General features: G+C 62.3%; 30 protein-coding genes and 6 pseudogenes. 13 read left to right on the forward strand and 23 right to left on the reverse strand.

Annotated elements, in window-relative coordinates:
- Positions 1 to 4: 4 nt before the first annotated feature.
- From ACETII_RS01035 to ACETII_RS01045, 3 pseudogenes are all read right to left on the reverse strand, one after another.
- A pseudogene (locus ACETII_RS01035) lies at positions 5 to 139 on the reverse strand (Tn3 family transposase); the annotation flags it as partial.
- 660 nt (positions 140 to 799) lie between these two features.
- Positions 800 to 2,049: pseudogene (locus ACETII_RS01040) on the reverse strand (IS3 family transposase).
- 407 nt (positions 2,050 to 2,456) lie between these two features.
- A pseudogene (locus ACETII_RS01045) lies at positions 2,457 to 2,567 on the reverse strand (IS110 family transposase); the annotation flags it as partial.
- A 158-nt stretch (positions 2,568 to 2,725) separates the two neighbouring features.
- On the opposite strand from ACETII_RS01045, the pseudogene ACETII_RS01050 reads away from it, so the two are divergent.
- Positions 2,726 to 3,020: pseudogene (locus tag ACETII_RS01050) on the forward strand (integrase core domain-containing protein); the annotation flags it as partial.
- A gap of 521 nt (positions 3,021 to 3,541) precedes the next feature.
- Positions 3,542 to 4,147, forward strand: a complete 606-nt coding sequence (locus ACETII_RS01055; protein ID WP_472785510.1) for an ATPase domain-containing protein — start codon at positions 3,542 to 3,544, stop codon at positions 4,145 to 4,147.
- Here the strand turns inward: ACETII_RS01055 and ACETII_RS01060 are convergent.
- Genes ACETII_RS01060 through ACETII_RS01070 form a run of 3 tightly spaced genes read right to left on the reverse strand, consistent with a single transcriptional unit; the run spans position 4,142 to position 5,476 of the window.
- Positions 4,142 to 4,285 (reverse strand): DUF1403 family protein, encoded by a 144-nt coding sequence (locus ACETII_RS01060; protein WP_472785511.1) that lies wholly within the window; start codon positions 4,283 to 4,285, stop codon positions 4,142 to 4,144. The two genes, ACETII_RS01055 and ACETII_RS01060, sit on opposite strands and share 6 nt — an antisense overlap.
- Complete coding sequence (locus ACETII_RS01065; RefSeq protein WP_472785512.1) at positions 4,233 to 5,303, reverse strand: hypothetical protein; 1,071 nt, start codon at positions 5,301 to 5,303, stop codon at positions 4,233 to 4,235. The genes ACETII_RS01060 and ACETII_RS01065 overlap by 53 nt, the downstream gene beginning before the upstream one ends.
- Positions 5,300 to 5,476: a hypothetical protein gene (locus tag ACETII_RS01070; protein WP_472785558.1), complete on the reverse strand. Its 177-nt coding sequence runs from the start codon at positions 5,474 to 5,476 to the stop codon at positions 5,300 to 5,302. The genes ACETII_RS01065 and ACETII_RS01070 overlap by 4 nt, the downstream gene beginning before the upstream one ends.
- An 87-nt stretch (positions 5,477 to 5,563) precedes the next feature.
- Here ACETII_RS01070 and ACETII_RS01075 point away from each other — a divergent pair, with 87 nt between their 5' ends.
- Genes ACETII_RS01075 through ACETII_RS01085 form a run of 3 tightly spaced genes read left to right on the forward strand, consistent with a single transcriptional unit; the run spans position 5,564 to position 6,659 of the window.
- Positions 5,564 to 5,668 carry a hypothetical protein gene (locus tag ACETII_RS01075; RefSeq protein ID WP_472785552.1) on the forward strand — a complete coding sequence of 35 codons (105 nt, stop codon included), beginning with the start codon at positions 5,564 to 5,566 and terminating at the stop codon, positions 5,666 to 5,668.
- A 9-nt stretch (positions 5,669 to 5,677) separates the two neighbouring features.
- Complete coding sequence (locus ACETII_RS01080; protein ID WP_472785513.1) at positions 5,678 to 6,034, forward strand: alpha/beta fold hydrolase; 357 nt, start codon at positions 5,678 to 5,680, stop codon at positions 6,032 to 6,034.
- The gene (locus ACETII_RS01085) at positions 5,961 to 6,659 is read left to right on the forward strand and encodes an alpha/beta fold hydrolase (RefSeq protein WP_472785514.1); all 699 of its coding nucleotides are present in this window, start codon (positions 5,961 to 5,963) and stop codon (positions 6,657 to 6,659) included. The genes ACETII_RS01080 and ACETII_RS01085 overlap by 74 nt, the downstream gene beginning before the upstream one ends.
- 510 nt (positions 6,660 to 7,169) lie before the next feature.
- On the opposite strand, the gene ACETII_RS01090 is transcribed toward ACETII_RS01085, so the two are convergent.
- The 7 genes from ACETII_RS01090 to ACETII_RS01120 form a co-directional block, all read right to left on the reverse strand.
- Positions 7,170 to 7,556, reverse strand: coding sequence for a hypothetical protein (locus tag ACETII_RS01090; RefSeq protein ID WP_472785515.1), 387 nt, complete (start codon positions 7,554 to 7,556; stop codon positions 7,170 to 7,172).
- 684 nt (positions 7,557 to 8,240) lie between these two features.
- A complete protein-coding gene (locus tag ACETII_RS01095) occupies positions 8,241 to 8,945 on the reverse strand; it encodes an SDR family NAD(P)-dependent oxidoreductase (protein WP_472785516.1) in 705 nt (234 codons plus the stop codon).
- 57 nt (positions 8,946 to 9,002) lie between these two features.
- Positions 9,003 to 9,653: an NAD(P)-dependent oxidoreductase gene (locus ACETII_RS01100; protein WP_472785517.1), complete on the reverse strand. Its 651-nt coding sequence runs from the start codon at positions 9,651 to 9,653 to the stop codon at positions 9,003 to 9,005.
- A 257-nt stretch (positions 9,654 to 9,910) separates the two neighbouring features.
- The gene (locus ACETII_RS01105) at positions 9,911 to 10,195 is read right to left on the reverse strand and encodes a hypothetical protein (RefSeq protein WP_472785518.1); all 285 of its coding nucleotides are present in this window, start codon (positions 10,193 to 10,195) and stop codon (positions 9,911 to 9,913) included.
- A gap of 221 nt (positions 10,196 to 10,416) precedes the next feature.
- Positions 10,417 to 10,857, reverse strand: a complete 441-nt coding sequence (gene trxC / locus ACETII_RS01110) for a thioredoxin TrxC (protein ID WP_472785519.1) — start codon at positions 10,855 to 10,857, stop codon at positions 10,417 to 10,419.
- 85 nt (positions 10,858 to 10,942) lie between these two features.
- On the reverse strand, positions 10,943 to 11,224 hold the full coding sequence (locus ACETII_RS01115) for a hypothetical protein (RefSeq protein ID WP_472785520.1): 282 nt from the start codon (positions 11,222 to 11,224) through the stop codon (positions 10,943 to 10,945).
- A 204-nt stretch (positions 11,225 to 11,428) separates the two neighbouring features.
- Entirely contained in the window at positions 11,429 to 11,647 is a 219-nt protein-coding gene (locus ACETII_RS01120; RefSeq protein ID WP_472785521.1) for a hypothetical protein, read from the reverse strand.
- 291 nt (positions 11,648 to 11,938) lie between these two features.
- On the opposite strand from ACETII_RS01120, the gene ACETII_RS01125 reads away from it, so the two are divergent.
- Positions 11,939 to 12,217 carry a hypothetical protein gene (locus tag ACETII_RS01125; protein WP_472785522.1) on the forward strand — a complete coding sequence of 93 codons (279 nt, stop codon included), beginning with the start codon at positions 11,939 to 11,941 and terminating at the stop codon, positions 12,215 to 12,217.
- A gap of 205 nt (positions 12,218 to 12,422) precedes the next feature.
- Positions 12,423 to 12,677 (forward strand): hypothetical protein, encoded by a 255-nt coding sequence (locus tag ACETII_RS01130; RefSeq protein ID WP_472785523.1) that lies wholly within the window; start codon positions 12,423 to 12,425, stop codon positions 12,675 to 12,677.
- Positions 12,678 to 12,687: 10 nt separating this feature from the next.
- Here ACETII_RS01130 and scpB read toward each other — a convergent pair whose 3' ends face one another.
- Positions 12,688 to 13,368: an SMC-Scp complex subunit ScpB gene (gene scpB, locus ACETII_RS01135; protein ID WP_472785524.1), complete on the reverse strand. Its 681-nt coding sequence runs from the start codon at positions 13,366 to 13,368 to the stop codon at positions 12,688 to 12,690.
- Positions 13,365 to 13,837 (reverse strand): annotated as a pseudogene (locus ACETII_RS01140) (DUF1403 family protein). The gene scpB and the pseudogene ACETII_RS01140 overlap by 4 nt, the downstream one beginning before the upstream one ends.
- Positions 13,838 to 14,433: 596 nt before the next feature.
- Between ACETII_RS01140 and ACETII_RS01145 the strand changes: the two are divergent.
- Entirely contained in the window at positions 14,434 to 15,498 is a 1,065-nt protein-coding gene (locus ACETII_RS01145; protein WP_472785525.1) for a tyrosine-type recombinase/integrase, read from the forward strand.
- Positions 15,499 to 15,500: 2 nt separating this feature from the next.
- Here ACETII_RS01145 and ACETII_RS01150 read toward each other — a convergent pair whose 3' ends face one another.
- Positions 15,501 to 15,830 (reverse strand): DUF5615 family PIN-like protein, encoded by a 330-nt coding sequence (locus tag ACETII_RS01150; protein WP_472785526.1) that lies wholly within the window; start codon positions 15,828 to 15,830, stop codon positions 15,501 to 15,503.
- On the reverse strand, positions 15,830 to 16,054 hold the full coding sequence (locus ACETII_RS01155; RefSeq protein WP_472785527.1) for a DUF433 domain-containing protein: 225 nt from the start codon (positions 16,052 to 16,054) through the stop codon (positions 15,830 to 15,832). Before ACETII_RS01155 ends, ACETII_RS01150 begins: the two co-directional genes overlap by 1 nt.
- Positions 16,055 to 16,368: 314 nt before the next feature.
- On the opposite strand from ACETII_RS01155, the gene ACETII_RS01160 reads away from it, so the two are divergent.
- Positions 16,369 to 16,635 carry a WGR domain-containing protein gene (locus ACETII_RS01160; RefSeq protein WP_472785528.1) on the forward strand — a complete coding sequence of 89 codons (267 nt, stop codon included), beginning with the start codon at positions 16,369 to 16,371 and terminating at the stop codon, positions 16,633 to 16,635.
- 575 nt (positions 16,636 to 17,210) lie between these two features.
- A complete protein-coding gene (locus ACETII_RS01165; protein WP_472785529.1) occupies positions 17,211 to 17,570 on the forward strand; it encodes an SH3 domain-containing protein in 360 nt (119 codons plus the stop codon).
- Between the two features lie 46 nt (positions 17,571 to 17,616).
- On the opposite strand, the gene repC is transcribed toward ACETII_RS01165, so the two are convergent.
- The 4 genes and pseudogenes from repC to ACETII_RS01185 form a co-directional block, all read right to left on the reverse strand.
- Positions 17,617 to 18,951: a plasmid replication protein RepC gene (gene repC / locus ACETII_RS01170; protein ID WP_472785530.1), complete on the reverse strand. Its 1,335-nt coding sequence runs from the start codon at positions 18,949 to 18,951 to the stop codon at positions 17,617 to 17,619.
- A gap of 152 nt (positions 18,952 to 19,103) precedes the next feature.
- Positions 19,104 to 20,099, reverse strand: a complete 996-nt coding sequence (repB, locus tag ACETII_RS01175; RefSeq protein WP_472785531.1) for a plasmid partitioning protein RepB — start codon at positions 20,097 to 20,099, stop codon at positions 19,104 to 19,106.
- A 78-nt stretch (positions 20,100 to 20,177) separates the two neighbouring features.
- Positions 20,178 to 21,389 carry a plasmid partitioning protein RepA gene (gene repA / locus ACETII_RS01180; protein WP_472785532.1) on the reverse strand — a complete coding sequence of 404 codons (1,212 nt, stop codon included), beginning with the start codon at positions 21,387 to 21,389 and terminating at the stop codon, positions 20,178 to 20,180.
- A 269-nt stretch (positions 21,390 to 21,658) separates the two neighbouring features.
- Positions 21,659 to 22,612 (reverse strand): annotated as a pseudogene (locus tag ACETII_RS01185) (DUF2493 domain-containing protein).
- A 750-nt stretch (positions 22,613 to 23,362) separates the two neighbouring features.
- Here ACETII_RS01185 and trxA point away from each other — a divergent pair.
- Both trxA and ACETII_RS01195 read left to right on the forward strand, forming a co-directional pair.
- The gene (gene trxA, locus ACETII_RS01190; RefSeq protein WP_472785533.1) at positions 23,363 to 23,806 is read left to right on the forward strand and encodes a thioredoxin; all 444 of its coding nucleotides are present in this window, start codon (positions 23,363 to 23,365) and stop codon (positions 23,804 to 23,806) included.
- A gap of 131 nt (positions 23,807 to 23,937) precedes the next feature.
- A complete protein-coding gene (locus tag ACETII_RS01195) occupies positions 23,938 to 24,873 on the forward strand; it encodes a 5'-nucleotidase (RefSeq protein WP_472785534.1) in 936 nt (311 codons plus the stop codon).
- A 26-nt stretch (positions 24,874 to 24,899) separates the two neighbouring features.
- Here the strand turns inward: ACETII_RS01195 and ACETII_RS01200 are convergent, their stop codons facing one another.
- Positions 24,900 to 25,202: a hypothetical protein gene (locus ACETII_RS01200; RefSeq protein WP_472785535.1), complete on the reverse strand. Its 303-nt coding sequence runs from the start codon at positions 25,200 to 25,202 to the stop codon at positions 24,900 to 24,902.
- A gap of 175 nt (positions 25,203 to 25,377) precedes the next feature.
- Here ACETII_RS01200 and ACETII_RS01205 point away from each other — a divergent pair, with 175 nt between their 5' ends.
- Complete coding sequence (locus ACETII_RS01205) at positions 25,378 to 25,674, forward strand: hypothetical protein (protein ID WP_472785536.1); 297 nt, start codon at positions 25,378 to 25,380, stop codon at positions 25,672 to 25,674.
- On the opposite strand, the gene ACETII_RS01210 is transcribed toward ACETII_RS01205, so the two are convergent.
- Positions 25,671 to 26,132: a hypothetical protein gene (locus tag ACETII_RS01210; RefSeq protein WP_472785537.1), complete on the reverse strand. Its 462-nt coding sequence runs from the start codon at positions 26,130 to 26,132 to the stop codon at positions 25,671 to 25,673. The genes ACETII_RS01205 and ACETII_RS01210 overlap by 4 nt on opposite strands.
- Between the last annotated feature and the right edge of the window lie 65 nt (positions 26,133 to 26,197).

The raw sequence follows: 26,197 nt of genomic DNA on the forward strand, positions 1-26,197 counted from the left end.
CGCGGATATCCAGCGCGCATTCGTGGTGAAGCAGGCCATCCAAAATATGCGCGGCCTCGCTGGCGTTAGCCGCACTGACTTTCGTATGAAACGGCGCGTAGCGATCCGAGATATGCGTGTAAAACTTGACGCCGCGTTCTCCCTGGACCCGGAGGCGACGCAAAGGTTGCGTGGAGACAGGTATGAAGCGGGGACTTAGGCGGCCCTCGGGAAAGGGTCATTGCTGCGAGGCTAACGGGTGAGTTCGCAATGCTACCAAACTGTCAGGGATGAAAACGGTCAACGCAGCGCCATATTAAATCGCATGACGCAAACGAAAAGACCCGTAATCGACGCTAACCCTAAAGCTGTAGAAAGTTGGGACAATGAGGGTGGCGCTCCGGCTTCTGGTGACCGATCGTGGGAATTTGCGACGGCGGAGCCCAGCGGCTATGGGCAAATCAAGGCGGATATCGAGGTGAGGAAGGTCGAAGAGCACCCGAGTGGACGATTGCTTTACATTATTTGTATGCAAGCCCCCGATGGAAGGATGGAATTTCCGATCGCGGTACCGGATGAAGGAATTGCGGCTCAGAATGAAGCAGCTGCCCTTCGATCCGCACTTCGCCTCGCCGAGAATCTAGCTGAATCCCTTCGGCGGCGTCTTGGATTAGGAAACAACTAAAGTGCAGCTATGAGGCCATGGGCGAGAGCCGTTAACAGATTGAGGAGATTGTGCCTCCGCGTCCCTGCTGCTGTTCTGTTGATTTCCACCAGTCGTGTACTGCGGCCCGGTTTTGAGACAACCGACTGCGCTTATTCAGGCGGCCAAGGGTAGCTCTGCGATGTTTGCCTTGGCAACCGAAAGCTGTTCGGCTCTCACCTGATCGGGCGTTTTGTAGCCGTGCCTGGCGACGAGCCAAGTTTTGTTGTAACGCGCGGCGAATTCGATGAGCGCCACCCTGAGGTCCTCGATCGTGCGGAAGGCCCTGACCCACAACAGGTTCTCCTTCAGCGTCCGGATGAAGCGCTCGGCGACGCCATTGCCCTCGGGCTCTCGCACGAAAGAGGGCGAGGCTTCAATTCCCAGGCATTTGACCTCGGACTGAAAATCTTCCGACATGTAATTGGACCCGTGATCGTGACGCAGTCTCAATCCGCAGGCGATTTCTGGAGCGATCGCGCCGAAGCAGCGTTTCACGCCCTGTCGAACAGGCTCCAGCGCCTCGAACCGATTGGCTGATTTTGCGGCGTGAACGCCGACGACCTCCGAGTTGGCGTGTTCGACGGCGACGAACACATAAGCCTTGCCTTCATCGGTCGTAACCGTTTGTGTCATGTCGGTTCCCCACATTTCGTTGACACGATCGGTGACGATCGTGCCGTCATGCGTCTTGGCCGACGCCGACACCACTCGATGCGGCGCAAGCAATCCATGTTCGCGCATCACGCGCCGCACCCGTCGGGGACTGGCGCGCACGCTGGAGACTCGTAGCCGCGCCCATATCTTCCGGTAGCCTTCGCCATGGAATTCAGAGGCCTCGATTTCGCGACGGATGTGATCCGCCAGTTCGGCATCCGAACATGCCCCAATGGGGCCGGGTCGACGTCGGGGAGTGTCTTCAGGCGTCTCCACGCGAGATCGATACACGGTTGCCCGCGACAGGCCCCACACCCGCGTCACGCGCGACAATCCATAGATGCGACCGAAAGACAGAGAACGAGCCCGGCTCATTTCCTCGGCCTCCGGCGGGCCAAAGGGCGTTTGTTTTCCAGGACGTCAATCTTGGCGTAGAGAAGCTCGTTATCCATGGTGATCTCGCCCACCTTGGCCTTCAGCCGGGCGATCTCATCGTCGCGGTCATCCCGCTCGCGCTCTTTCAGAGCCGAGGCGGCCCCCGCCAGAGCCCGATCCCGCCATTCGGTCAGCTTCTGGATGGTGACATTGGTCTCGCGAGCCACCAGTTCCAACGGCTCTCCGCGTAGGAGGCGGGCCACGACCGCCATCTTGCGCTGAACGGAAAAACGCCGGCCCCTGGCGCTAACCTTCTCTTCCTTGGTCACTTTCAAATCTCCGGTTGCGGTTCAAATTACCGCAGCCGGCTGTCTCACCTAACCGTGCCGCACCCCAATTTCCACCAGTCGCGCAGCCGCACTTCACCGAGCGCTATGGCGCGAATAAGCAATGAGGTGGCCTGAGAGCGGGAATGTGTTTCGTGTGTGGACGCACCGTGGAATGCAAGCTGTTTTCCTTGGGTTCTCGCATGTGGTCAGGCTCGTTCGTGTGTCCGGCCTCATAATGCGGCCGTTCACTCGCCACGGGCTCGTGGAAGTACGCGATCGGGTCCAAATCGGCGTGGCGCGCTCGAAGCGCTCCGAAACACTCTGGTTTTCCCGACCCCGTCTCATTGACCGTTCGCCCTTACCCCCTGATCGACCTGCTCACATCCCCGACGACCCGGAACCCGGACGACGCCTTACGCGGCGGCCGCGCTCGAAGCTCGATAGATCCCTCCCTTTGTCATTAACGCCCAGGCGATCCGCGCGATGCGGTTGGCCAGCGCCACGGCAACGACTAGGCGGGGCTTGATCAAGCACTCTCCCGGACGCCCGCCGACGCCATGGCGGAAGGATAACAAAGTCTCGGTGGCCCGTTCGGTGCCGCCCGCTTGAGGAAAGTTGGCGCTGGAGGTCTGCTCACAGGAATACTTCGGGTGTGGTCGGCACTGTTGAAGACAAGAAAATCGAACATATTCGCGGCGCGCCATATCGCCCTCAGACGCAGGGAAAGATTGAGCGCTGGCATCAGACGCAAAAAACAGGGTCTTGCTGAACAACTATTATCTACCGCGTGAACTGGAGGCTGAGATCGCCGCCTTGTGGAAAACTACAATCATTGCCGTCTGCATGAGAGCCTCAACAACCTCACGCCGGCAGACGTCTACTTTGGACGAGGTCAGCAGATCCTGGAGGAAAGGGAACGGATCAAAAAGCTCACGATCCACAATCGTCGCTTGCAGCATCAGCCGAAAGCCGCATAATTTAACCCGCAACAAAGTGAGCCGGAGCCTCCGCTCCAAAAAGCCAAAAGTGTCTCAAACCATCTGACGACGGACACGCGGGAGGCGGAGAGAGCCATTCGGCCCGGCGGATGTTCCTGACGGAAAATCACCTAGTGATCGGGGCCATAGAGGGCGCGGCAGTTCCGGATGCGCTGCTCCAGCGTGCGGCGCACGCCCGGTGCGAGATCGGGGTGACAGAACCGCAACTCGAACATGTGCCTATCGGCCTCAAGCCGGGCACCGCTTTCAGCATGGGGAGAACTTCTTTGTCCCAGACTCACTCGCCAGCGGGTCGGGTCGGCGGCGGGCGCGCGGCGGCTTCTTTTGTGAGAGAAGTCACGGGCCCCCTTTTCAGCCGAAAGGCGGTCGCGGGGCGGAAATCGACGGCGCAGGGTGGGCGGTAACCCGCCGCCCAAAAACCTTGAACGCGTCCCCGGTTATTTTGAAGTGCCCTCTGCGCTCAAGCCAACAATGGAGTCACGTCGGAGACCAAGGAGGAGTTGCAGGAAGCTGCCGCCTCCCACGGCTGGTCACTCGACGGGATCTCGGTGGTCGAGTTGAGCACCTTTCGTGGCGAGGACCAAGAGGAGACCCTGCTCCACCCCGCCGAATTTGAACTCGGCGAGACCACCGGCCGCATCCTGGAGCCGATCGAACAGCAGAAGCCAGATCGGCTCATCATCGACAACCTTTCCGAGTTGCGCATGCTGGCCCATACACCGCTGCGCTACCGCTGGCAGTTCTTCGCACTGCGCCGACTCTTAACCCGCTTGGGCTGCGTCGTGCTTATGCTTGACGACAAGACGGCCCGTCCGGACGATCTTCAAGTGCAAACCCTCGTCCACGGCGTGATCGCGCTGGAGCGGGGCAATAGCGCCCGCCACAAAGACGATCTCATAAGGGCGCGCCCGGAGTTCGGCGCTGGTGTCGGCGAGAAGATCCTCGAGCCGGCAGTGGTCGCCGACGAGGCGGGCGAGCGTCGCCCGCGGAACCGGCTGAGGCGAAGCGAAGATCGTCGCCTCTACGCATCATCCGTTCGCGCCGCCGCAGGCTCTCCGGCAGTTCGGCGAGGTCGCGATCGAGGCGGGATGCGCGGGGCCTCATAGGCCGTAAATCCTGAAAGCGTCGCGCCCGGTGAGTTCGCGCGCGACGGCGAGCGCGGCGAGCCGGTCGAACAGTTGCCGCGCGTCGTCATCGGGATCGCAACTGTTCGGCCAGAGCAGTCGCTCCAGCCGTCGGGTCATGAAAATTGAATGAAAGTTGAAGCCTCTTGGGCGGCTGCTTCATGAACCCGACGTCGATGTCGAGATCGACCGAACCGCTATGGCCGCTCACAAGGCTACATTCGAAGCTGGCGGAACGCACGTCGATCAACCCCGTGAGCCCGTTTGTCACGATGAAAGCGCTGACGTCGGCCATCCCGCCGTAAGTCTTCTTATTGAGCTCGAGAAATTGCTTGGAGCCCTCCAGGGCGGCCCATGCGACGCTGCGCTGCGTGAGCGGTCCCGACACCTCGGGATCGAGATCGATCAGTTCGTTGGTGGTCAGGCGCTGCAATCCCTGCAGAACGCTGCGCGCCTGATCGAGCGAAAACTGAGCAGTCCTTTGAGCGCCGAGGGGCCCTTGAATGGCGAGATTCAAATCATCGAGGCGGTTGCTCGCTGCCTCTTGCGCGCCCTTCAAAATCGCTTTCGCGCTTTCCAACCCAACCCAGGCGAGCCCGCGTGCGCTCTCCAAGCCGCCGATCTTCGTGTTGGCGACCGTTATCTCCGCGCCCTTGCCGGCTGAAAACCCCGCGAACTCTATGCCTCGACCGATTTTTTCGAAAACGTTCCCGCTGTCCACCCATTGCTTTTTTTCTGCGATCTGCGCTTCCAGGGCGTGAATCCAGTTTTTCTGATCGTTTATCTGCCTCTGAAAATCGTCGACGCTTCTCTGCGCCACGTCGAGATCCGAAAGCACTTTTCTTAACCCCGCTTGCGCCTGTTGTTGAGCAAGCGCCGCCGCGGCGCGCTGTTGAGCGACGACATCGCCGAGCCGCTTTACCTCCGCGCTCCATTTCGCGACCGTGGCCAAAGCGTTGTCGAGGTTCGCCTGATTCCGCGCGCGGACTTTTTCTCGCGCGGCAAAGACCACCGCATCCAACGCGGCGACCTTTGCCTGCTCGGCCGTCAGAGCGTTTTGCGCCGCCGTAAGCTGACGGTTCGCCTCGTCTGCCGAGGCCTTGATGGCTTGGGTCGCCTTTTCCGAGAGATAGGTCAAAGGTCATTGTCCATTCTCACCGAGAGCGCAAATCCGACGCTTGAGTTCAGCCGACCGCCGGTCGCCTTGATCGTCGCCTGGAAGAGGCCAAAAATCGGGCCCTTGATCTCGAATTCGAAGCCCTTTTCATCGAGCGTGATGTGAGTCGAGATGGAGAGACCGAGCAGGTCCACCTTTCCGTCGACCAGTATGATGAACGGCGCGCCGGCTGTCGATCGGGCACATGCGGCGCCTGCCGCGTCAAGCTGCTCTCGGGCAAGGTGCGTATGCCGGTCGAGGACTCCCTGACGCAGGGAGAGAAGGAACGCGGCTACATTCTCGCTTGCCAAGCGCTCGCCGAGAGCGACGTCGTCGTCGAATCATAGGAGGACGCCATGTTGAATGTTGTGATCTTCGCCCTCGTCGGTTTCGTTGTCGTGGCGGCGACTATCGTGCTGGTTTCATTCCTCGTCGAGGCGATGCGGCCCGTTCCGCCAACTCCGGAACGTCTCTCCTGGGCGCCAGACATCCCGATCCGATATGTCAGCGTCAGCGGCGTCCGCCTTCGCTACATCAAGACGGGTGAAGGTCCTGCGCTGGTTCTCTTGCACACGTTGAGGACACAACTCGACCTTTTCGAGAAGGTCATCCCCGAGCTGGCGAAGAATTTCTCCGTGTATGCGGTCGATTATCCCGGCCACGGCTATTCCGACATACCGCGCGCGAAATACGGATGCGGACTATTTCGTTGAGACGATCGCGGGCTTTCTCGAAGCTTTGGGTCTTCATGACGTGACGCTCGCGGGCGTTTCAATCGGCGCCTCGATCTCTCTCATTCTCGCGGCGCGCAACAATTCGCGGGTTTCGCGCGTCGTGGCGATCAATCCCTATGATTACGCCAAGGGGCGCGGGATGGCGCGCAGCTCCTCTCTCGCGCGCCTTATCGTCCCCTTGGCGGATCTGCCGATCCTCGGCGACACAGTGATGCGCCTGCGCCAATTCTTCATCATGAAATCAGTGCTCAACGGCGGCGTCGCCGATCCGCAGCGCATTCCGCCGGAGCTGCTGAAGGAAATGTATCTCGTCGGCAACCGCAAAGGCCATTACCGTGCCTTCCTCAATCTGTTCCGCAACGCCGAAACCTGGGAAACGGCGACCATGGCCTATCCGAACATCAGGGTACCCGTGCTGCTGCTCTGGGGCGATCGCGATTGGTCGCGGCCCGAGGAACGGGAACATGATAAGGAAATTGTGCCCGGCTCAAAAATGGCGACCGTCGAGGACGGGGGGCACTTCCTGCCGCTCGACAGGCCGGACGCGGTCATCGAGCATTTGCTCGCCTTTCAGGCTCCGCTCGTTGGAAAGGCTTCGTCATGAAGGCTTGCCTTTCAGCGTCGCTTAGCGCCCGGCAGCCCGTCGAGCGGAACGGTCGCGACGATGGTCGCTGCTCGCTGCTAGACGAGAGCGGGGGGCGCATGTCCTGTCTGCACCAAGCCATCTTTGCTGTTCAGATCGCACCGAAAGTGAAAGTCAATCTGGCGCCAAAGCGGGTCCTGATGCACCGCGGATTCGATCGGCTTGCCGCCGATGTTGCGCAGGTTCTGCGGACCGGTTCTCATTCTGGGGCGTGGCCTTCCCGTTCAGAGCGGGTTGAGGAGACCATGCGAAGGTTTTCGCCGACGCCCGACACCTACGATCCCGGTGGCACGATGGATCGCGTGATAGGTCGAGCCCAACCCAAAAGCGAGAGGGCACAATCATCAAGATCGTGTACCTTGGCTGGCGATCGGTAGCCCAGAAGGAGACGCAGGCAATCAAAAGCGATCATACCCATATGGGCAATAGTCATTTATTCGTGTCAGGGCTCATTTTGTTATCCGCACGAAGCTAACGCGCATATGTGCCGGCATAGCCGCCATCGAACCGGCGCATGAGCTTGCCGCCCGGCTTGACCTCCAGTTCGAGCTGTTCGAATTTCATCGGGTCCTCCGCGTTCGCTTCGAATTTCGATGCGAAGAGCGTGACGGTCTCCCCGTCACGCGACCAGCAGCCGGTCGCGTACTCGTCGAGCGCGCCATAAGCGAGCATATATTCGAACCGGCCGTTCGCCTGCAGCCGCAGCTCTGAGCCGACTTCCATCACGCCTCTCATGGAGTAGTGACCGGCGAGTGAAGGATCAGCCCGTGTGCAGTCAGCAGCTGAAGCTCCCGACGCCAAGAATGCGGTCAGTCCGAAAACGCTCGTGCAGGCGACGAAGGAGCGAAGCAGGGTCATGTCGGTTTCCGATGAGAGCAGGGTTACCTTTATCGGTGCATCATAGAATCGACCAACATGCGCGAAGGTGCGCTTGCGCACACATCAAAGCTTATGTCGCCGCCCGTTCCTTCCACATCTGATATCGCTGCATTGGAACTTCCGTCAGCAAGCGGGCGGCGGCAACCGACTGCCACAATGGCCCTTAATGGCACACAGTTGCCATCAAGCTGTCCGGCTGCGCTCTTGTGTTGCCATTGAAATTCCCGCCGAGCGGCGTTACCTCCACCCTTGCGGTACGGCGCCGAGAGAGTACGAGGGAGGATCGAACATGGCAGAATCGCAAACGAGTTGGTGAATAATTAATCTCGTACCAAAAGGCTACGGCAACCACACAGGGACCGTTCCCATTTGGGAAAATTCGCCGTCCGAGAGACTTTGGAGGCGGGCGGCACGCTGCGGATAGCCGCTGTAACGGCCCGTCAAAAACGGAAGAACGCACGCGCGTCGCATTCCGGCGTCTAGGCGACGGCAGCGGCAGCTTTCCCTTGGCCAAGGAGTCAAACGTCGCAGGGAACCCGAACCTATACACACAAATCTCAGCAAGCGATGCAGCTCGAGGTTCGCGCTGCTGCGCTACCCTCCGCGCCGCACTCCCATGCGCGCGCTATGCATCATGGACCTCGGAAAGGGTACAGGGGGTATTTACGGCTGGATTTCAGCGCCCGCCCAGTCGTACACGCGGCCGGATTGGGCCGACGTCAAGCCATCGAGCACGCTTAGAAGACGTCGCGCGGACTCCTCTGGTGGGAACAGCTGCCCAATGGGCACGCCCGCTTGGTACGGCTTCGACAAATCTGTATCCACCGTGCCGGGGTGTAGGCCGACGCAAATAGCTTGCGGCCGCGTGGACGACAACTCGATGCTGAAGCACCGGATAAGCTGGTTCAGCGCGGCTTTCGAAGCGCGATAGCTGTGCCAACCGCCGAGCCGGTTGTCGCCTATGCTGCCGACGCGCGCCGATAATGCCGCGAACGCGGCACGCCGGCCGCGTGGCAAGAGGGGCAGAACGTGTTTGGCAATCAAGGCCGGACCGATAGTGTTGATTTCAAAAGCGCGTATCATGGCGCTTGGCTCGAGCGAACGCCAGGATTTCTCGGGTTTGAAATCTCCATTGTGGAGCAGCCCCGTCGCGACAATTGCGAGATCGACTTCGCCAAGACTCTGGGCTGCTGCTGCGATCGTCGCTTCGTCTTGCAGGTCAATGCGTTTCGCAAGGATTTTCGCGCCGGTCACGACTGCTGCCGAGCGAGACCACGCGATGATCTGAGTGTACCTGGCATCGGCCGCGAGCTGCGCGACGAACGCCGATCCAAGTCCACCGGATGCCCCGACAACAAGCGCCTGCATTCCCAGTCTCCCGCCTTAACGCATGAGCTTTCGCCACGCCTTCGATAGGGCTTTGGCTTAGAGGGCGCAGCCGATGATCACGGGCTTTTCGCGATCAAGAGTACCGGCCTCAATCCGTTTGACGATGAAGTCTGCCACGTCCGCGCGGGCGACAATCCCGTTGCGCCATTCGTTGGGGCGGGTCAGAACTGTGTATTTGCCACTCGTTGGCCCATTCAAGAGGACGCCGGGTCGCACGATCAGCCACTCCAGATCGCTTTTTGCGATCAGTGCCTCTTGAATCGACTTGTCATCGTAGGCATTTTTGAAAATCACATTGAAAGCGAGCCTCTGCAGGATGTTGATGGCGCTGCGGCTGTCGCCCGCCCCAAAGCCCGTGACAGCAACGAGCTTGCGGACGCCTGCCTGCTTCATCTCGCGGAGGAGAACGCGGGTCGCTTCCGAGAACAGTGTCACCGGCTTGAGGATGAAGTCGAGCGATTGCGGTACGCCAAGCGCCTGCACAACGACGTCGATCCCCTCCAACGCTTGGGCGACATCAGCCGCGTTCCGAGCATCGCCCGCGGACGCCTCGCAAGTCCCGCCAATATCCTTCGGCAGCCGGCCATCGCGCGACATGGCGCGCACAAAATGTCCTCTTCCGGCGGCAATGCGGCACACCGCCAGTCCGATGCCCCGGCTCCCTCCAATTACGAGAATGCGAGTCATAGGCGGGCCCTCCGCTGTGAATGATGTCAGATCCACCGTGAATCTGCGAGCAAGGAGAGCGTCTGGCAAGGGGCCCACACAAACACGGTGTGACTGTGAGAACAGACCAAAATTCTCGATTGCATCTCTGGCAGGATGCCGATCCCATCATCCCGGACACTGACAGCAATGAACTGCAGCCAATCAAGCGCCTTCGGCCGCTCGCTGTCGAAACGGCGCCGGCGGATGTAGGGAAAATGGTCTTGGATCGGTGAGATTTACTCGGCGTCCTCGTCTCGGTCGCGGAGATCGGCGAGCCGCGCCCCGATGGCGGCCGCGAGCCTGCCTTCCAGCGACCGCCCGCGTTCCGTGATGCCCAACCCGGCAATGGCAGAGTTCAGCGCGGCCTCGCGCCGTTCGTAGGCGGCAATTTCGTTCGGCTCCGGCGGAGGGATGTCGGCGTCGTTCCAGCAGTGCTGGTCGAACCAGGCGAGATCCACGGGGCCCAAGCCCGCGGCGGCCAGTCGGTCGCGGGCGGCGGCCGTCTCGATCGATGTCGGCATGTTCCCCTCCGGGCATCGCTTCCTTCCAGAAAACCTAGCGCGGAGCGTCAACGAAGCGACTGGGCGCGGCGACCCCGGAGCCTTATCCGAGTATGAAGACGCCGCCGGTTCGACATGTGCCGCAGTGGGATTGCCGAAACGCGACGGGCACAAACCCCGTCGAATCGGAAGCGGCGGCGGCGTCTGGCGCAATCGTTACGACAGCGTTAGTAGCCGACCGGTCAGCCGCTTCGGGCGAAGGCGACGATCGCCGAGCGTCCGACCGCGCCGCTCTGCCGCCGGACCTCGCGACCTTGCGAGAACAGGATGATCGTCGGGATGCTGCGGATGTTGAAGCGCGCGGCGATCTCGGGGACGCGCTCGGTGTCGAGTTTGGCGAGGCGGACCATCGGTTCAAGGTCGCGGGCGGCGGCCTCGAACTCAGGCGCCATCGCCCGGCACGGCCCGCACCACCCGGCCCAGAAGTCGACGAGGACGGGAATCTCGGTCTTGCCGATGATCCGGTCGAAGACGTCCGCGGCGCCGAGTTCGATAGGATGGCCGTCGAACAGTGGCGCATGGCAGCGTCCGCAGTCCGGGAGGCTGCGCGCGGCCAGTCGGGACTGCGGCGCCCGGTTGAGACCGCCGCATTTCGGGCAGACGATGACGACGCCGTTTTCCAAAGGGACCTCCGTGCGGTCAGCGCAGCTTGGAATAACCTAACCATTGAGGGGGCCGGCGGCCAGAAGCGGCAGCGCGGCTCCGCCCTCACGCCTCCACGACCTTCCCGACATCGAACGCCCGGTTCTCGAGTGGCTTCCCTGGCCGCATGGGGCCGTAGCCCTTGGGGTTGCAGACGATCCGCGTCTGTCCGACCCGATAGTCGAAGCAGTCATGTGTGTGACCGTGGATCCAGAGCGCCGGCTGATGTCTCTCGATGAGATCGGAGAGGTCATTGACGAACGCCGGCGTCAGGGCGTCGTTCGAGAAGCGGCGCGCGATCGAGCCGGGATGAGGCTGAGCCCGATGACCCGGCCTGGCTCGAAGCATGCCAACGAGAGGAGGCGATCCGCGAGCTACTCCGTAAGTCCGGTGGCCGGCGACTCAAGACAGGGGACGTCGAGGAAGTTGCATTGGAACTCGGCGTCGGCTCATTACGATCTACCGCCAGACGCCTACGGTCGAGGCGCTCGAACCAAGACAGAGAGGTCGGCGAAAGGGAGCGCTGTGTCTCGACAAGCCGCGCATTTGCGCTCACCGAGCCTGATGGTGCTTCGAGAGCTGGGCGCTCACAAAGCGGCGGGACGCTGTGTTGATGATCTTATCTGGCGCCAACGGGCTCGTCAGCTTGACCAGTGTACCCTCAACCGCCGTGACATTCCAGTTGGTCACCTCTTCGATCAATTCGCCATCCTCAGCAACAAGCATTGTGACGAGGTATTCTTTCCCGATCTCAAACATCTGGTTGGACATCTTCCACCTCCCGTTACTGTGGAAATCAAGCCTCTTCCCAAGAAAAAGCCTGCGACGCTTGGCGCATGACGCGTCAATTTGCAGGAACTCGGCGCCCGGCGCTGTGTTTCCGGGTTGCTCTCCAATCCATCGCTTCTGCGGGACGGGACCTGGGGCGCGGGCGCATGATCCGGTATGTTGCATATCGCAAAGCGGTTCTTGCCGGCATGGCCGGCGCAGTTGCGTGGGAAGCCGTAGCGCGACCCCTCATTCTCGCAGTCGTCCCCTATTTACGCGCGCTATCGGCGCCCCATGATGCATACCGAGACCAATCGTCTCGACGCGCGCGATGGCCCGCGTTGGCTCTGGCGGCAATGGCACAATGTGCAGCTCATGCGTCAAAGCGGCGTGCCGATCATTGGCTTCACCTGGTATTCTCTCACCGACCAGATCGACTGCTACATTGCGCTCCGGGAACCTGTCGGGCACGTGAACCCGGTCGGGGGCTTCGATCTCAACTGTGATCCCCGCCTCAGGCGCCGTCTATCGAGGAGGTTTCTGATCGAAGCCCGGCGACGACGTCACGCTTAAGATCCTGCTCCCCACGGACTCGACGCAGGACCGACGCAGCGGCCATTACTCGCAGGCGCGGAGGCGAGCGTCGTCGCGGAAGTTCCAGCCTTATGGTCCTGGGCACCTTCGGAGCGCTCAACGCGCGCGCATTGGCCCGTCGCCGCCGGGGCCCTCGCCTATGTCGGATTGATGCTGCCGGGCGGCGTGCTGTACGGTTGGTTGTTTGCGCGCGGCGAACGACCCGAGGGGCGGCTGGCTTTTCGGAATGGCCTATGGCTTCGTCCTGTGGATGCTCGGACCCATCCCCCTGCTGCAATGGGCGCCCGAACAGCCGATCCTGACCGGCTATCCAGCGGTGGGGCTACTGCTGGGCGAATTGCTCTGGGGCTTGATCCTCGGACTGGCGTTTCCCCTCCCCTGCGCGCGGCTCGATGCAACGGCGCGTCAGGCCGCGCCGGGAGGCGAGGAGCCTGACTGATAGCGCTACGTCAGGCGCCGACCTCCGTGTCGTCAAAGGCTTCGTCTTCTGGGCCTTCATCGTCCCGCACCCCGAGAGCGTCGTCGAGCGCGTGGTCCAGCGCGGCTTCTATCTCGGCGTCGCGGTCTTTCGCGCTTTCGAGCATGTCGAGGTCCGGCAGATCACGGAGGCTGCCGAGCGCAAACATTTCCAGAAAGCGCGCCGTCGTCACCCAGGCTATCGGCACACCGGGCATGGGCGCGCGGGGCCCAGGGGCGATGACGCCGAGGCTCTTCAGCCGGCCGAGAATGTCGCGGCTGATGTCGTGGCCGGCGAGACGCGAGAGCGCGGCGCGAGTGACCGGCTGCTGATAAGCGATGGCCGAGAGCGCCAGCATTTCCAGTTTTGTGAAGGACGGCGGCCCCGCCATCGCGCGTAGGGTGTCGGCGTGGCGCGGGCGCGTGCGAAACTGCCAACCCCCGGCGACGAAGATAATTTCGTATGGCCGCCCTCTCAGTTCCTCGTTGACGTCGGCGATCAGCGCATCCAGCCGGCAGGCGCCGCCGACGAGCTGCGCGAGCGTCTCGCGCGGAACCGGCTTCGGCGAGGCGAAGATCGCCGCCTCGGCGCGCATCATCCATTCACGCCAGCGCATGCCTTCGGGGAGATCGGACAGATTGCGATCGAGACGGGGCGCGGCGGCGCGGGTCACAGGCCGTAAATCCTGAAATTGTCGCGGCCCGAGAGTTCGCGCAAGGCGCCGAGATTGACGAGCCGGTCGAATAGCCGCCGCGCGGCGCGATCGGAGAGACTGGCGCGGCGCGCGGCGGCGGCGGGCGTCACGGCGTCGTCGGCGAGCAGCATGTCAATAACGCGGCGCGCGCCCTTTGCGCGCAGCATCGGCGCGACGGCGAGAAGCTTTTGCGACCGCCGGCCAGATCTACGGCGAGCGCATGCGCCTCGACGATTGCGAGGCCGTAAGCGCGCGCGACGCAGTCCGGCCAGTCGTCGCCCGCCGGTCGCGGACGTTTGCCGCCTGCCCCGCGCCGAAGCGACGGATGCGCCATGGCGACGGCGAGCAGAGGGACCGGCCGCGCCCAGTCGAGGCGGCGCGCTAGAGCGAAATCGGCGACGACGAAGGCGAAAATTTCAGCGTCTGTGGAGGGCGGGCAGAGTTTCATCGCCGCGGCGCTGGCCCATGCCGCCGCAGTGAGCGGATCGGGCGCCGTGATCGCCGCCTCTACACGCAGCCGGCAAAGCGCCGCGCAAGAATCGGCGCCGCGCAGCGCGAGCCGTTGTCGCAAACAACCGGCATAGACCGGCTCGCCCCCGTCGGCGCCGCGCAGGATGGTCGAACAGGGCGAGCCCGGCGCCAGCGGAAAACGTCGCTAGCGCCTGCTCTCCGCTTTGAGGCCACGCCCAGCGCGGAAGTGGTTGAATTTCAGTGATCTTTGAAGCCAACGGCGCCGGGACGCGACGCGCGCGGGAGGAACGCTTGGCAGCGGAAACGGGCCTGGACGCGGAGGTCGAATCAAGCGCATGCATGGGAAGAATCCTACCGGACAGCGGCGCTTTGTCATGTGCATTCGTGTCGAATCCGCCGGGGTTGTCTTGCGGTTTTGATGTCCAATAATGTGCGCTTATCGGACACGATTCGAAAGCCTCGGTTTGCCGGGCGGAATGCGCTCTTTTGGACCCTTCCGGGCCCGCCGAGGCGTCGGATCTTTCCGCCCCAAACGACGCTCGGCCCCCACGCGGCGCCCGAACCGAGGATGAGATGGCCCCTCCCGAAGATGACGCCCCCCTCGCCGAGCGGGCGTCCCCGCATCTCGCCGCGCTCACCCAAAAAGCCCGCGACTACGCCCGCAACGCCCGCTCGGAGAACACCCAAAAGGCCTATGACGCCGACTGGCGTCAGTTCGCCTCCTGGCTGCGCCGGCAGGGCCTCGACCCCCTGCCCCCGGACCCGCAGACCGTCGGCCTGTATCTCGCCGCCTGCGTCGAGGGCGCAGACTCTGCCGGCGCTCGAAACATCGGCGCCGGAGGCCGGCCGCCGTTGTCTGTTTCCTCGCTGGAGCGCCGGCTCTCCGGCATCTGCTGGCGCTATCGCCAGCTCGGCCGCCTGCTGAACACGGGCGATCCGCATATCGCCACCGTGCTGGCCGGCATCCGCCGCGCCCACGCCCGTCCGCCGGTCCAGAAGGAGGCGATCTTCGCCGACGAGCTTCTCGCGATGCTGGCGGTCCTGGACAACGACCTGCGCGGCCTGCGCGACAAGGCTATTCTTGCCATCGGCTTCGCGGGCGGCCTGCGCCGCTCCGAGATCGTCGGCCTCGACTGCGGCCCGGAGCAAACGGACGACGGAACCGGCTGGATCGAGATGGTCGGCGCCGACCAGAACGGCGGCGGCCTGCTTCTAACCCTTAACGGCAAGACCGGCTGGCGCGAGGTGGAGATCGGCCGGGGCTCCTCTCCCCTCACCTGCCCTGTCGCCACGCTCGAAACCTGGCTCAGCCTCGGCCGGATCAATCGTGGCCCGGTGTTTCGACCGGTCGCCCGCAAGAACGGCGGCGTCGCACCCGAGCGGCTCTCCGACAAGCATGTGGCGCGCCTCGTTCAGAAAACGGCGTTGGCCGCCGGGCTGCGCGGCGATCTCCCGGAAGGCGAACGGCGACGCGCCTTCTCCGGCCACTCCTTGCGCGCCGGCCTCGCCTCCTCGGCGCAGATCGAGGAAGGACATGTGCAACGGCACCTCGGCCACGCCTCCCCCGAAATGACCCGCCGCTATCAGAGGAAACGCGACCGCTTCAGGGTCAATCTCACCAAGGCGGCCGGATTGTGATTTTAAATCAATTCGATAAATGTCTCTCCTCGCTCAAGCGCTTCCAATAACTTCGGAAGGACACGCGCGAACCACATCAGCAATTCACGCTTTCGCGTGTTAGGCAGCCTAATCCAAACGATTGTCGGCCCTGTGCCTTCGAGCGCCTTTCGTTGGGCGAAATCCTCGTCCTTCGACACGATGACGGCGCCCACCGCGCGGGCGTAGTCCCAAATCGCCCTGTCTGGCGCGCCGGCGAGACCGATATCGGCCACATGCTCGGCATTGTGCCCCTCCCCGGCAAGCCAACGCGCCAGCGCGACCGGCAACTGGGCGTCTACGAGGAAGCGCATCAGGCGACGCGCAAGACCGGGTGATCGCTCTGACGCGCGGCGAATTCAAGAACCGCGGTGATGTCCCCCTCTTCGAGCAGCGGATAATCCTCCAGAATCTCCTCACGCGAGGCGCCTGACGCCAGGAGATCGAGGACGTCCTTTACGCGGATCCGCAAGGACCGGATGCAAGGGCGTCCGCCGCACAGCTCTGGGTCAATGGTGATGCGGTGCAGTTCACTCACGGCCTGCTCCTCTTTCGCTCAAACCGGGCGTGACCATCATGATAATAGGATTTTCGCCCTTTCGACATCACCGAGTATAGCGTCGCGCCCTGCTTCCTGGGCGCTTTCCAGCGTCTTGGCTCCAACTCGGCGATAAAAGGCGAAGCCAAATCGACATTGCCGCGCCGTGGCGTCTGCGCGAGGAGTTCAGGGCGCGACGTTTACACCTCGACAGGCAAGCCCACGACGCCGCCCTCTTGCGCTCGTGCTCCTGCCTTTCTGCGCAGCTTCGCCAGCGAACCTCGCGCACAGCGGCGTCGCCAGGGCGCCGTCTCTTGACCGGCGCCCCGCCAGGACTCAGACTCGCGATCGTGGACGCTATCCTTTTGCATCGCATCGACCCGGCCAGGAACATGCGCCGGTTCTACCGCCTTGAGGTCGCGCCGGATCTATTCGGGCGTTGGTGTTTAGTCGCGGAATGGGGACGGATTGGCCGCGCCGGCCGGCTGCGCATGATGGCCTATGAGAGCGCAGCAGATGCCCAGGAGGCGCTTGCGAAGCAACGACGCATTAAGGAGCGGCGAGGGTATTTCGCACTGTGATCGTGTGGCCGGCGACGCAAGCCGCCGACAAGATCGTCAGGACACAATCAGAACGTAGGCGCCCCAGAGGACGAGGCCGATTTCAAAACCGAGCATCTTCTTCACTCCCTGCTACCAAGAGGCGGATGCAGCCACGGAAGCCGTCACCCTTTGGTTGATGACAGAACAGTAGCGGAAGACCCGTCGCAAAGGATGTGCGCCGATGCACGCCTTGGAGATAAGAGCCGAATAGGCGAGCCCGACGAGGGTAATCGTGGCGGCTGGAGCTATCACGACTCGGATGGTCGTAATGGCATGGGAGACGTTCGGCCGACTCGCTCTTGGTTTTTACGACTTACGCGGTAAGTTCGGCTTCTAAGGATTCATAAACCCCTCGCCGTCTAATGCTCGTTTTCACGGCGTGCAAGGGGTTATCCATGGCGACGGCCACGACCGGCGGGGCGTCACGTACTCGAGCAAATATTTCGAAGCGTCGACGCGTCAACGCGTCGACACCGCGACCCGCTACAAAGCTGTGGACCGCGCCTCTGCCTCGCGCAGACGCATTGAGATATGCCCAACTCGCCGGGAAGAGCATGATCGCCACGGTCTTTGTGTTCGGCGCCCTCTGCGCACTCATTTACACAGCGGCCGGCCCTCGCAAGATAACGCATGCCGCCGGCGAAAAACAGAAAATCGTCGCCAGGCAGAAAACCGCAGCGGCGGATCAATCCAGCGCAGGAGCCAAGACGGCCCCGGCAGGTTTGGGCGCTGCGCTCGTCTCTAAAATCGATCTGCCGGTCAGAGACGCACCGAGGCGAGATGGGAAGATCCTCAATCGAGTTGTCTATGGCTCCCACGTTGAGGTCCTCGCGCAAGACGGCAGATGGGTGCAGCTGCGCGCCACAGGGCAAAACGTCACCGGCTGGGTCGAGAAGGCCGGCCTGAGTTTCTGAGTCCGCGGAACCCGCGGGGCCCCTCCTCCGTCAAAAGCTTTCGCGATCACCCCGCCGCCTTTCGCAATCTCGCCGAGCTGGCGGCCTTGCCGCGCAACAGCGCCATCAACACCGGACCGAGCGAAAACTCCCCTGCCCGCGCCTTCGCCGTCAGCGCGCGTAGATAGCCGCCAGCGCTCTTGATCTCCTCGCCTCTCTGTAGGATGGCGGCGATGACGATCGACGCGTCATGCTCGCCGAGAACCTCAAGCGCCTGCTCCCAAGCGTCCGGCGAGACGCCGAGCGCCGAGCGCACGGTCGCGGCGGCCGAAGCGAGATCGCGCCAGGACGAAATCTCCCCGCCCCTGGCGTAATCGACGATGTCGGGACAGGCTTGCAGCACCATCCCCAGCGGATAGGTTCTGAGGGCTGGCGTCGGACGGTGGGGCGTTTTGAGCTCGAGGCGCTCAGTGTCCAAAGCCCCTACCCGAACGGCTTCCGCTTCGTCGCGCATTGGCCCGGGCGGTTCGGCCCTGCCTTCTCGAAGGCTAGGTTCAAGATCAGAAATGTTTGTGGTTTGATTTTGTATGTGGCGCTCATTTTGAGACTCATTGGCGCTTGAATTTTGCGCTTTGGCAAGATTTTCCAGCAGGTTACGGATTTCGGTCGCGAGCGCCGTCAAATCTGTCGCCAAGGCCTCCAGGTCGGCTCTTGAGAGGTTACGCGCATAGCGCCCGGAGAGCGTCGCGTAGCGCCTGTGGCGCTCCTCCCAATCGCCGGGAATACCCTCTTCAATGGCCATCTCGATCATCTTGGCGATGTCGCGTCGCGCCAGCGTGATGCGCTCGCGCAGCAGGGCGATCGCCCGGTTCTCCGCCCGCACCTCCTCGGCGAGGTTCTCGATCTCGCTGGCGCGCGCGACGAGGGGCGTCAAGTCAAAGCCGAAAGCGTCCTCAATCGCGCCCCCCTGCCCCCTCCGGGCGAAGCGCTTGCCGTTGGCGGAATCGCGGCGGAGGATCAGGCCGGCGTCGACGAGCGCGGCGAGATGGCGGCGCAGCGTCGCCGGCGCCATGCCGTGGGCGCGGATCGACAGCTCCTTGTTCGACGGAAAAACGATGATCCCCGAGGTCGCATCGTTTTCCGAGGCCCTCGCGTCCTTCTCGGGGAGCGTCAGCGCCGTCTCCTGATGGAAGCTCAGCAGCGCGTGCAGCACCGATAGCGCCCGGTCGGTAACGCAAAGCGGCGCTTTTGCCTCTGTCAACGCCCGAAACAGCCGCCATTTGTGGACGACGGTTTCTGACGCGTCAGGGCGGGACGCGAATTCTTTCGTCGCCGCTTGGCTCGCCACCATGGCGAGCGACAGCGATCGTCGCCCGAAGGGCGTCGTTGTTTGTCTTTGCATGATCTTTTGCCTCGTTCAGGCAAAAGAAATCCGCTCGCCGAAATAGGCGCCAAAACTCTTGACTGTGATTCGCGGAAGTGGGATTCTCAGAGTGCTTAGATCAGAGAAAGGCTTCCGGGCGGCGACGTTCGGGGGCTTTTTTCTTTTGCGGTTTAATCTCCTGATTCGCTATTGATCTTCGTTTCCCTGAACGCCCGGTAGAGCGAATCCAGGTTGGACGAGATGTATCGGCCGAACTCGCCTGCATTTTTTGATTTGAGCGAGAGGTTGAAGCTGTCTCCGGTATTCCGGTAGCTTGCGGCCACTGTCTTGTCTTCTGGCGCCCAGGACGCCGCTTCGATCCGCCCTCGCGCCGGCTTTCGCGGCTTCCTTCCAAGTGCCTTCAGCTGCGCAAGCAGATAGTTGAACCTATCCATCGCGTCTTTGGAGCGAAATTCTTCGGACTTTACGATGGAAATTGCGGCTTCAGCATTCTGCCGCTGCTTCACCTGCTTCTTGAGTTCTTCCCACCTATCGCGACCAACCGTTCTGGCAGCGCCGATCGCTTCGATCACCGGGGGAGGAACCGTCTCCGCGACGGAAAGCATTCTGGACATCAAAGTGTCATCGATCGTCAGGGCCGATTTAATCGTTTCCTTCCGCTGTCCCATATCGAGGAGCTTTTTGGCGAACAGGGCCTTTTCGATGAAAGACAGATTTGCGCGCGCAGTGTTTTCCTGTCCCTGCGCGACAATATGCTCGATATCCTCAAGATTCTTGACGACGGCGCGAACGGGAACGCCAAGTTCTTTGGCGACCCGGGCGCGACGGTGCCCGAACACGATCATATAGCGACCTTTGATCTGCGGATGCGGCCGCACGAGGATCGGGGTCGATTGCCCACGCTCCCGGATCGCCTCCCGGAGATGAACGTAATCTTCATCGTCGTCTTCGATGCGGTCGGCGATGAAAGATTGATCCAGAACGGCGACGTCGAGTTCGACGATCGTCTCACCCGCCAGCATTTTTTTCGCGTTTTCAGCCATCTCGTCGATGGAAAGCATCATCGAGCGCGACGCCCCGCGCAGCGCGTAATCGTGGCGGGCGACAGCGTCAGCCTTCGACGTCTCTGCCCCGGTGATGCTCGTGAGGAGGTTCTTGCGGGCCACGTCAGGCTCCTTCCTCTTGCGCCAATCGCTTGAGGTTTCGGGCGGTTCTACGATTCTGCACGGCTGTCAAAATCTGGCTCATTTGCGACCCCACGCTTTGTGGACGAGAGCCGCGATCTCCTCATTGACCGCGTTCAGCGCCTCTAGGGCGCGGTCATAGGTGGCGCGGGTGAATTGGGAGCGCTCGACCTCATACAGGGTCTGGTTGGTGATGCCCGCGTCCGAAATGGCGGTTGATTTCACCATTGGGTTTTTCAGCATCTGCTTTGGAAAAAGCGCTTGCATGAAGCCGACCATCTGCGCCTGAGGGCCGTCGGTTGGCTCGTAGCGCGTGACGAGATAGCGAAACCACTTGAGGCGGACGTCAGCTCCCGCGCCGCTGATCGACTGAAGGACGCCGCCCAGCATCAGCAGAAATTGGCTCATGGACATCACATCCAGCATCTGAGGATGGATGGTGATGAGAACGGCGGTAGAGGCGGTCAGAGCAGTTAAGGTGAGATAGCCGAGCTGCGGAGGGCAATCGATCACCACTATATCGTAATTACCATCGACCTCCTTTAAAGCGTCGGTGATCCGGGTGAAGAACATCCGCCCTTCGGCCGAGGACTTATCGGAAGCCGCGAGGGGGGTTTCGTATTCATATTCCTGAAGTTCGAGATTCGCAGGAACAATGTCGAGCCCAGGAAAATTCGTGCGCCGAATAACCTCGGAAATCGGCTTCCGAGCGTCGTCGTAGCGGAGCGCCTCATAGAGCGAGGGGTTTCTGTCGAGCTCGGGCTGGATGCCATGAAGCGCGGACAGGGATGCTTGTGGATCAAGGTCGATCGCGAGCACGCGATGACCCGTAAGGGCAAGATGTTGAGCTAGATGGGCCGCCGTCGTTGTTTTGCCGCTGCCGCCCTTGAAATTGACGACCGCGATGACCTGAAGACGTTCCCCCGCGCGTCTGTACGGCACGTATTTTTTGAAATCAGCTCTGCCATGACGGTCAAGATATTGCCGCAGCTCCAACATTTGCTCGGCCGTATAGGTTCTGCGTCCCGAAACAGAGGTTGTCGGAGTGGGGCCCTTGCCTTCGAGATGAAGCTTCTTGATGTTGGATGGTGTCACACCCAAAAAATATGCAACCTCCGCCAGTGAAAAGGGACGGAGGCTCTTGATGGCATCCGGCGGATAATGCTCCAACCGAAGCATATTCAGCTTGTCCGAGATCAACTCTCCCTGTTCGAGAATGGTCTCGTAGAAGCTGAACGCTTCAGTTTCGTCGATTGCTGTCATCACGTTCATCGGTGCTGTTCCCCGGAATAACGCTTTTTCACGCGAACCCGGCCTTTAATCGGGAATTATGCCCGATTCTCTTCGAGTCGCAACGGATTTTTGGTTAATGAGAAGTTAACGTCGTCAGTTGCGAGGACTCAAAATATTCGGCATCTGTGAAGCGCATAAACCATTTGATTCTCTTCGTTTTTTCTTCGCTCTGTACGGCTGTCAAAGCTTGGCTATGCGAAAGGTTTAGCTCCGAAAAAATTGGAGCGGATTTCGGGATAGCCGGGCGCTCAAGCACCCGGCGGAGGAGTGAACCGCCACACCGGAATTCCCATCTTCCGGGCCCTATCGGCGAGGTTCTCGACGATCCCCGATCCCGGAAAGACGATGAACCCGATGGGCAGCGCTTCGAACATGGCGTCATTGCGCTTGAAGGGCGCGGCGTTCTTGTGCCGGGTCCAATCAGGCTTGAACGCGACTTGCGGGACCTTGCGGTTGTCCGCCCAGCAGGCGGCGATGCGCTCTGCGCCCTTCGGCCCCGCTCCGTGGAGGAGGACCATGCCTCGGTGCTTCGCCCGCACTTTGTCGAGCGTATCCCAGATCCGTTGATGATCGTTGCAGTCAGCGCCGCCGGCAAACCCGATGCGATGCCCGGGCGGCAACAGCACCTGCGTCTCGGCGAGCTTTTTCGCGTTCAGGAAATCCCGGCTGTCGATCATCGCCGCCGTCAGGGCGCGGTGATTAACCTGCGATCCCGAGCGTGGACGCCAGGAGGAACCGGTCTCGGTCGCATAGAGTTCTGCGAGATGGTCGCGGAAGAATTCGAAGGCGTTGCATCGTTCAGTGAGTGTGAGCCCTTGCGCGATCAGCCGCTCAAGTTCGACCGAGGGGATTTCCGAGCCAACCTATTCCGCCTGCGAACGCCGCTGCGTGGTTTCGTTGTCGTCGAGCTCGCGGTTAATGCGTCGCGCGTTGCGATGAAATAGATTGACGAAGGACCAGAGGAGATCGGGGAGATCAGCTTCGAGACGGGTGTCGAGAAAGAGGCTCGACAAGGCTTCGACGGCGGACTCGAGCGCGAGGGAAGCGGCGTCTGAAGAGGGCGGGGGGCGCGGATCCGGTTCGTCGTCCAGGGGGCGATAGCCGTGCGAAGCCAATTCGTCCAGAAGATGCGAAGAAGGAGATGAAGTGTCGCGGCCGGGAGCAATGGTCTCCAATGACTGAGAGGCAAATTCATCGTTCATGTCGGATGTCTTTCGCTTGAGGCCGTGCCGATCGCGCCTGACAGCGATCTCGAGCCGCGGCCGGATCGCGCCGCACCCGAAGGGTCGAAGCAAAGCGAAGAACGCTACCCGACGACTTCTTTCATCCGCGGGGAATGCCCGAAGCGCACGCGTAGGGCAGGGGAAAGAAGTCGGCGGGGGAGCGTTGCGGCAAGCGAGCCGCTTGTGGCGCCATCGCTGCTCGTCCAGGCCGGCGGGTGCTGTAACCTCACGTCTGGAAATATACGCTCATAGGCTGCCGCCTCCGTCGCTCCGCAGACAGCCAAGTTGCACACATTAGCTCCAGCGCGAGCGTAAGCCTCTGCGACCGCGATGAGCGGCCCATAATAGAACGCGTTGCAGGGCAGCGGATCGCGCGTTCCGCTACTTTGCCGAGATCTATCTTGCGGCCGTCGATCACGGGCAAGTCAGCAGCGATCGCTGCGTCGAGGCGACGGGGGAGATCCCCGTCGCCTGTCCGGCTTGCGGGGCGCGGTCCGTCCGCGTCGCCCTGCGCGTGGACGAACTCACGCCGGCGGAGATCGATCTCATCGTGTCGGCGCTCCCCGACACGCCGCCGGACCCGGGGGACGAGATCGAAGAGGCGGCGACATGAGCGCGGCGAAGACGTCCGCGGCCTATCGAGCCTCGATTAGGATGATTAGATGAAGGTCACAGATCCAGCCCGCTCAGCGCCAGCGGCGCCGGTCCGGGACTACGGGGAGCGAAGCCTTGGAAAAAAGCCTTGTCGTCGTCTGTCCGAACTGCGGGGGCCTCAACAAGGCCCCGGAGAGTCGGCTGGTCGCCGGACAACTGCCAGACTGCGGACGCTGCCATGCGCCGCTGTTCAACGGCCACCCGGTCGAACTCGATAGCGCCGAGGGCTTCGATCGGATGATCGGGAAGACGGAAGTGCCGGTCCTCGTCGACTTCTGGGCGGCGTGGTGCGGCCCGTGCCGCGCAATGGCGCCGGAGTTCGGGGCCGCCGCCCGCGACCTCGAGCCGATGGCGCGCCTCGCCAAGCTCGACACCGAACGCGTCCCGGAGATCGCCGCCCGCTTCAACATCAGGAGCATCCCCACCATGATCCTCTTCTCCCGGGGGCGCGAGGTCAAAAGGCAGAGCGGCGCCGTCGGGCGCTCGGCGATCGTCACGCTGGGGCGAAGCGCCGCCTAAGCGAGGCTCCAGGCCGGTAACGCCCATCAGGAGCGGCCCATGGCGCCCGGCGTCTCGGGCGCCTATCTACGGCTGGACCGAGGGTGCCGCGCCTTGGCTCTCGGCTTCCTTTTTGGGTTTCGGAGTATTTCATGGACCGGAATTTGTCGCCGGATCTCCCTATCGTCATCGGCGTCTCGACCCGCGCCCTCTTCAACCTCGAGGAGGAGCACGCTGTCTTCAAGAGCGAGGGCGTCGCCGCCTACACCAAGCTCCAACGCGAACGCGAGGGAGACCTGTTGAAGGAGGGCACGGCGTTCGAGGTCATCCGCAGGCTCCTCGCCCTCAACGACCGAAGCAGACGTCTCATCGATGTCGTCGTGTTGTCCCAGAACTCGCCCGATCTCTCGCTGCGCGCCTTCAACTCCTTCGAGCATTACGGGCTGCCGATCCGGCGCGGCAGCTTCACCAGCGGGCGTTCCGTGGCCCCGTTCGTGAAGGCTTGGAACATCGACCTGTTCCTTTCCAACGACGACAAGGATGTCAGGGAGGCGCTCGCCAGTGGCGCGGCGGCGGCGAAGCTCGGTCCCCCGCCCTGCGTCCAATGCGATCCGCACACGGACGAGGTCCGCATCGTCTTCGACGGCGATTCCGTGCTGTTTAGCGAGGAGTCGGACCTCATCTACAAGCAGCACGGGCTCGACACGTTCCTCGTTCACGAACGCGATCACGCCAAGGTCCCCATGAACCCGGGCCCGTTCGGCAACTTCCTCCAGAAGCTTGCCAAGGTGCGGGAGATCTTCATGAAGCCGGACGGGGTGAGCAAGATCCGGATCGGCTTGGTCACCGCGAGGAACGCCCCGGCGCATGCCCGCGTCATCCACACCCTGCGCGACTGGGGAACGCCGGTCGACGAGATCCATTTGGTCGGCTCAACCCCGAAGGCCGGCTTCCTGCAAGCCATCGGCGCGCACATCTTCTTCGACGACCAGAAGAAGCACGTCGACGGCGCCGCGGCGGTCGTCCCAGCCGGGCACGTGCCCGGTCCGCATGATCCCGATAAGCTGGCGATCGTGGCCGCGGACTGATGGCCGCGGCCGGCGGGTTTATCGATCTACTGGCGGGGACGGGCAGGCTTGCATGACCGCTCGACGGCTCCGGGGTCGGCATGCGAAAATCCGCATTCCTCGTCCCCCTTCGCCACCAGTTCAAAGGAGACGCGGACCCCGTTCCACAGCGGGCCGGAATAGCGTTCGGCATCGGTGGTCATGGGCAGGTCCAGGACTTCGAGCACCTTCTTCGCAGGAAGGTGGCCGAACATGTCGTAGAACGCGACCTTGCGGCGGACGTCTTCCTCGTCGATCTCCACGATGGCGCTGTTGCCGTCGTCATCGATCGCATAGGCTTGGTGGCTCATCTTGTCCTCTCGCGAAAATCCGGGCCATGAGGAATTCGGGCTGCTGATAGGGCAGCGGAACGCACGATGACTGCGATTAATTCCGGCCTGGTTCACGGAATGCAGAAAATTTGCTCCAGTTCGTATCCAACGCGCCCCATGGTGTGCTCTTGAGGCGGGGCACAGGAGAGTGAGCATGGCGGCCAGCATCGCATTGGAAGCCTTCATCGACGAGACGGTCCGCCTGTCCAGGCAGAACGGCTATCACCCTACCGCGTTCATCGGAATGCGCCAGCGCCACGGGACCATCGGCGCGATATCGCGGCTGGTGGAGAGCGGCGACGTGCAAAGCGGATTCAAGCGGCTCCGAGACCTCGGGCTGCTGGACTGGACGATAGAGGCCGCCGTGATGAAGTTCCCGGACGAGTTCTCCGCCGCCACGCGGGAATGCGCGGCGTTCAGGCTGCGGCTGGCCGGCGAAGGAACGCCCTAGTCCCAGTCCGGCCTGCCCTCGAACATCGGCTTCCAGCGGGCGTGCAGGAACGCCTCCAACAGCGAGAGAAACGGCATCCCGAAGGTGGCCGGGATGAGGAGGTCGACGCGATCTGTATGGTTGCGTATCCAGTCCGCCGCCGTCCCCTCGTCAAGCTCCGTGGCGCCGACCTTTTCCAAGTTCGACAGCAACGACCCACGCAGGGTGCTCTGCGCGCTTCCGGTATAGTGCTGGTAGGTGAACCGCGGCCCGCTGTTCGGGCCGACCTTCCCCACTTTCAGGGCACGCCCGTCGAGAAAGAAGGCGTAGATGGCCAAATGCCCCATCGGAAGAGTCTTGGCCTTATGGGGCTTGATCAGGATCTGGCGACGCACTTGCTCGAAGGGGGCTTCGATGTGCGCCAGGCGCGCGACCTCCCGGAAGTCGGTGATCGCTTCGGAAACGAGCTTCTCCAGCATCTAGGAAGGCTAGCCGTAAGGCAGGCCGACTTCAAACGGCCCCGCCCTCTACCCTGGCAGCGGCC

The organism is Methylocystis sp. NC52PC, from assembly GCF_055698645.1.

Coding starts and splice junctions, on each gene's coding strand:
- ACETII_RS01060 (WP_472785511.1), bottom strand. CDS start 4,285: ATGACCCGACGGCTGGAGCGACTGCTCTGGCCGAACAGTTGCGATCCC.
- ACETII_RS01080 (WP_472785513.1), top strand. CDS start 5,678: ATGTTGAATGTTGTGATCTTCGCCCTCGTCGGTTTCGTTGTCGTGGCG.
- ACETII_RS01085 (WP_472785514.1), top strand. CDS start 5,961: ATGCGGTCGATTATCCCGGCCACGGCTATTCCGACATACCGCGCGCGA.
- ACETII_RS01090 (WP_472785515.1), bottom strand. CDS start 7,556: ATGACCCTGCTTCGCTCCTTCGTCGCCTGCACGAGCGTTTTCGGACTG.
- ACETII_RS01095 (WP_472785516.1), bottom strand. CDS start 8,945: ATGCAGGCGCTTGTTGTCGGGGCATCCGGTGGACTTGGATCGGCGTTC.
- ACETII_RS01100 (WP_472785517.1), bottom strand. CDS start 9,653: ATGACTCGCATTCTCGTAATTGGAGGGAGCCGGGGCATCGGACTGGCG.
- ACETII_RS01105 (WP_472785518.1), bottom strand. CDS start 10,195: ATGCCGACATCGATCGAGACGGCCGCCGCCCGCGACCGACTGGCCGCC.
- ACETII_RS01115 (WP_472785520.1), bottom strand. CDS start 11,224: ATGCTTCGAGCCAGGCCGGGTCATCGGGCTCAGCCTCATCCCGGCTCG.
- ACETII_RS01120 (WP_472785521.1), bottom strand. CDS start 11,647: ATGTCCAACCAGATGTTTGAGATCGGGAAAGAATACCTCGTCACAATG.
- ACETII_RS01125 (WP_472785522.1), top strand. CDS start 11,939: ATGATGCATACCGAGACCAATCGTCTCGACGCGCGCGATGGCCCGCGT.
- ACETII_RS01145 (WP_472785525.1), top strand. CDS start 14,434: ATGGCCCCTCCCGAAGATGACGCCCCCCTCGCCGAGCGGGCGTCCCCG.
- ACETII_RS01150 (WP_472785526.1), bottom strand. CDS start 15,830: ATGCGCTTCCTCGTAGACGCCCAGTTGCCGGTCGCGCTGGCGCGTTGG.
- ACETII_RS01165 (WP_472785529.1), top strand. CDS start 17,211: ATGATCGCCACGGTCTTTGTGTTCGGCGCCCTCTGCGCACTCATTTAC.
- repC (WP_472785530.1), bottom strand. CDS start 18,951: ATGCAAAGACAAACAACGACGCCCTTCGGGCGACGATCGCTGTCGCTC.
- repA (WP_472785532.1), bottom strand. CDS start 21,389: ATGAACGTGATGACAGCAATCGACGAAACTGAAGCGTTCAGCTTCTAC.
- ACETII_RS01195 (WP_472785534.1), top strand. CDS start 23,938: ATGGACCGGAATTTGTCGCCGGATCTCCCTATCGTCATCGGCGTCTCG.
- ACETII_RS01200 (WP_472785535.1), bottom strand. CDS start 25,202: ATGAGCCACCAAGCCTATGCGATCGATGACGACGGCAACAGCGCCATC.
- ACETII_RS01205 (WP_472785536.1), top strand. CDS start 25,378: ATGGCGGCCAGCATCGCATTGGAAGCCTTCATCGACGAGACGGTCCGC.
- ACETII_RS01210 (WP_472785537.1), bottom strand. CDS start 26,132: ATGCTGGAGAAGCTCGTTTCCGAAGCGATCACCGACTTCCGGGAGGTC.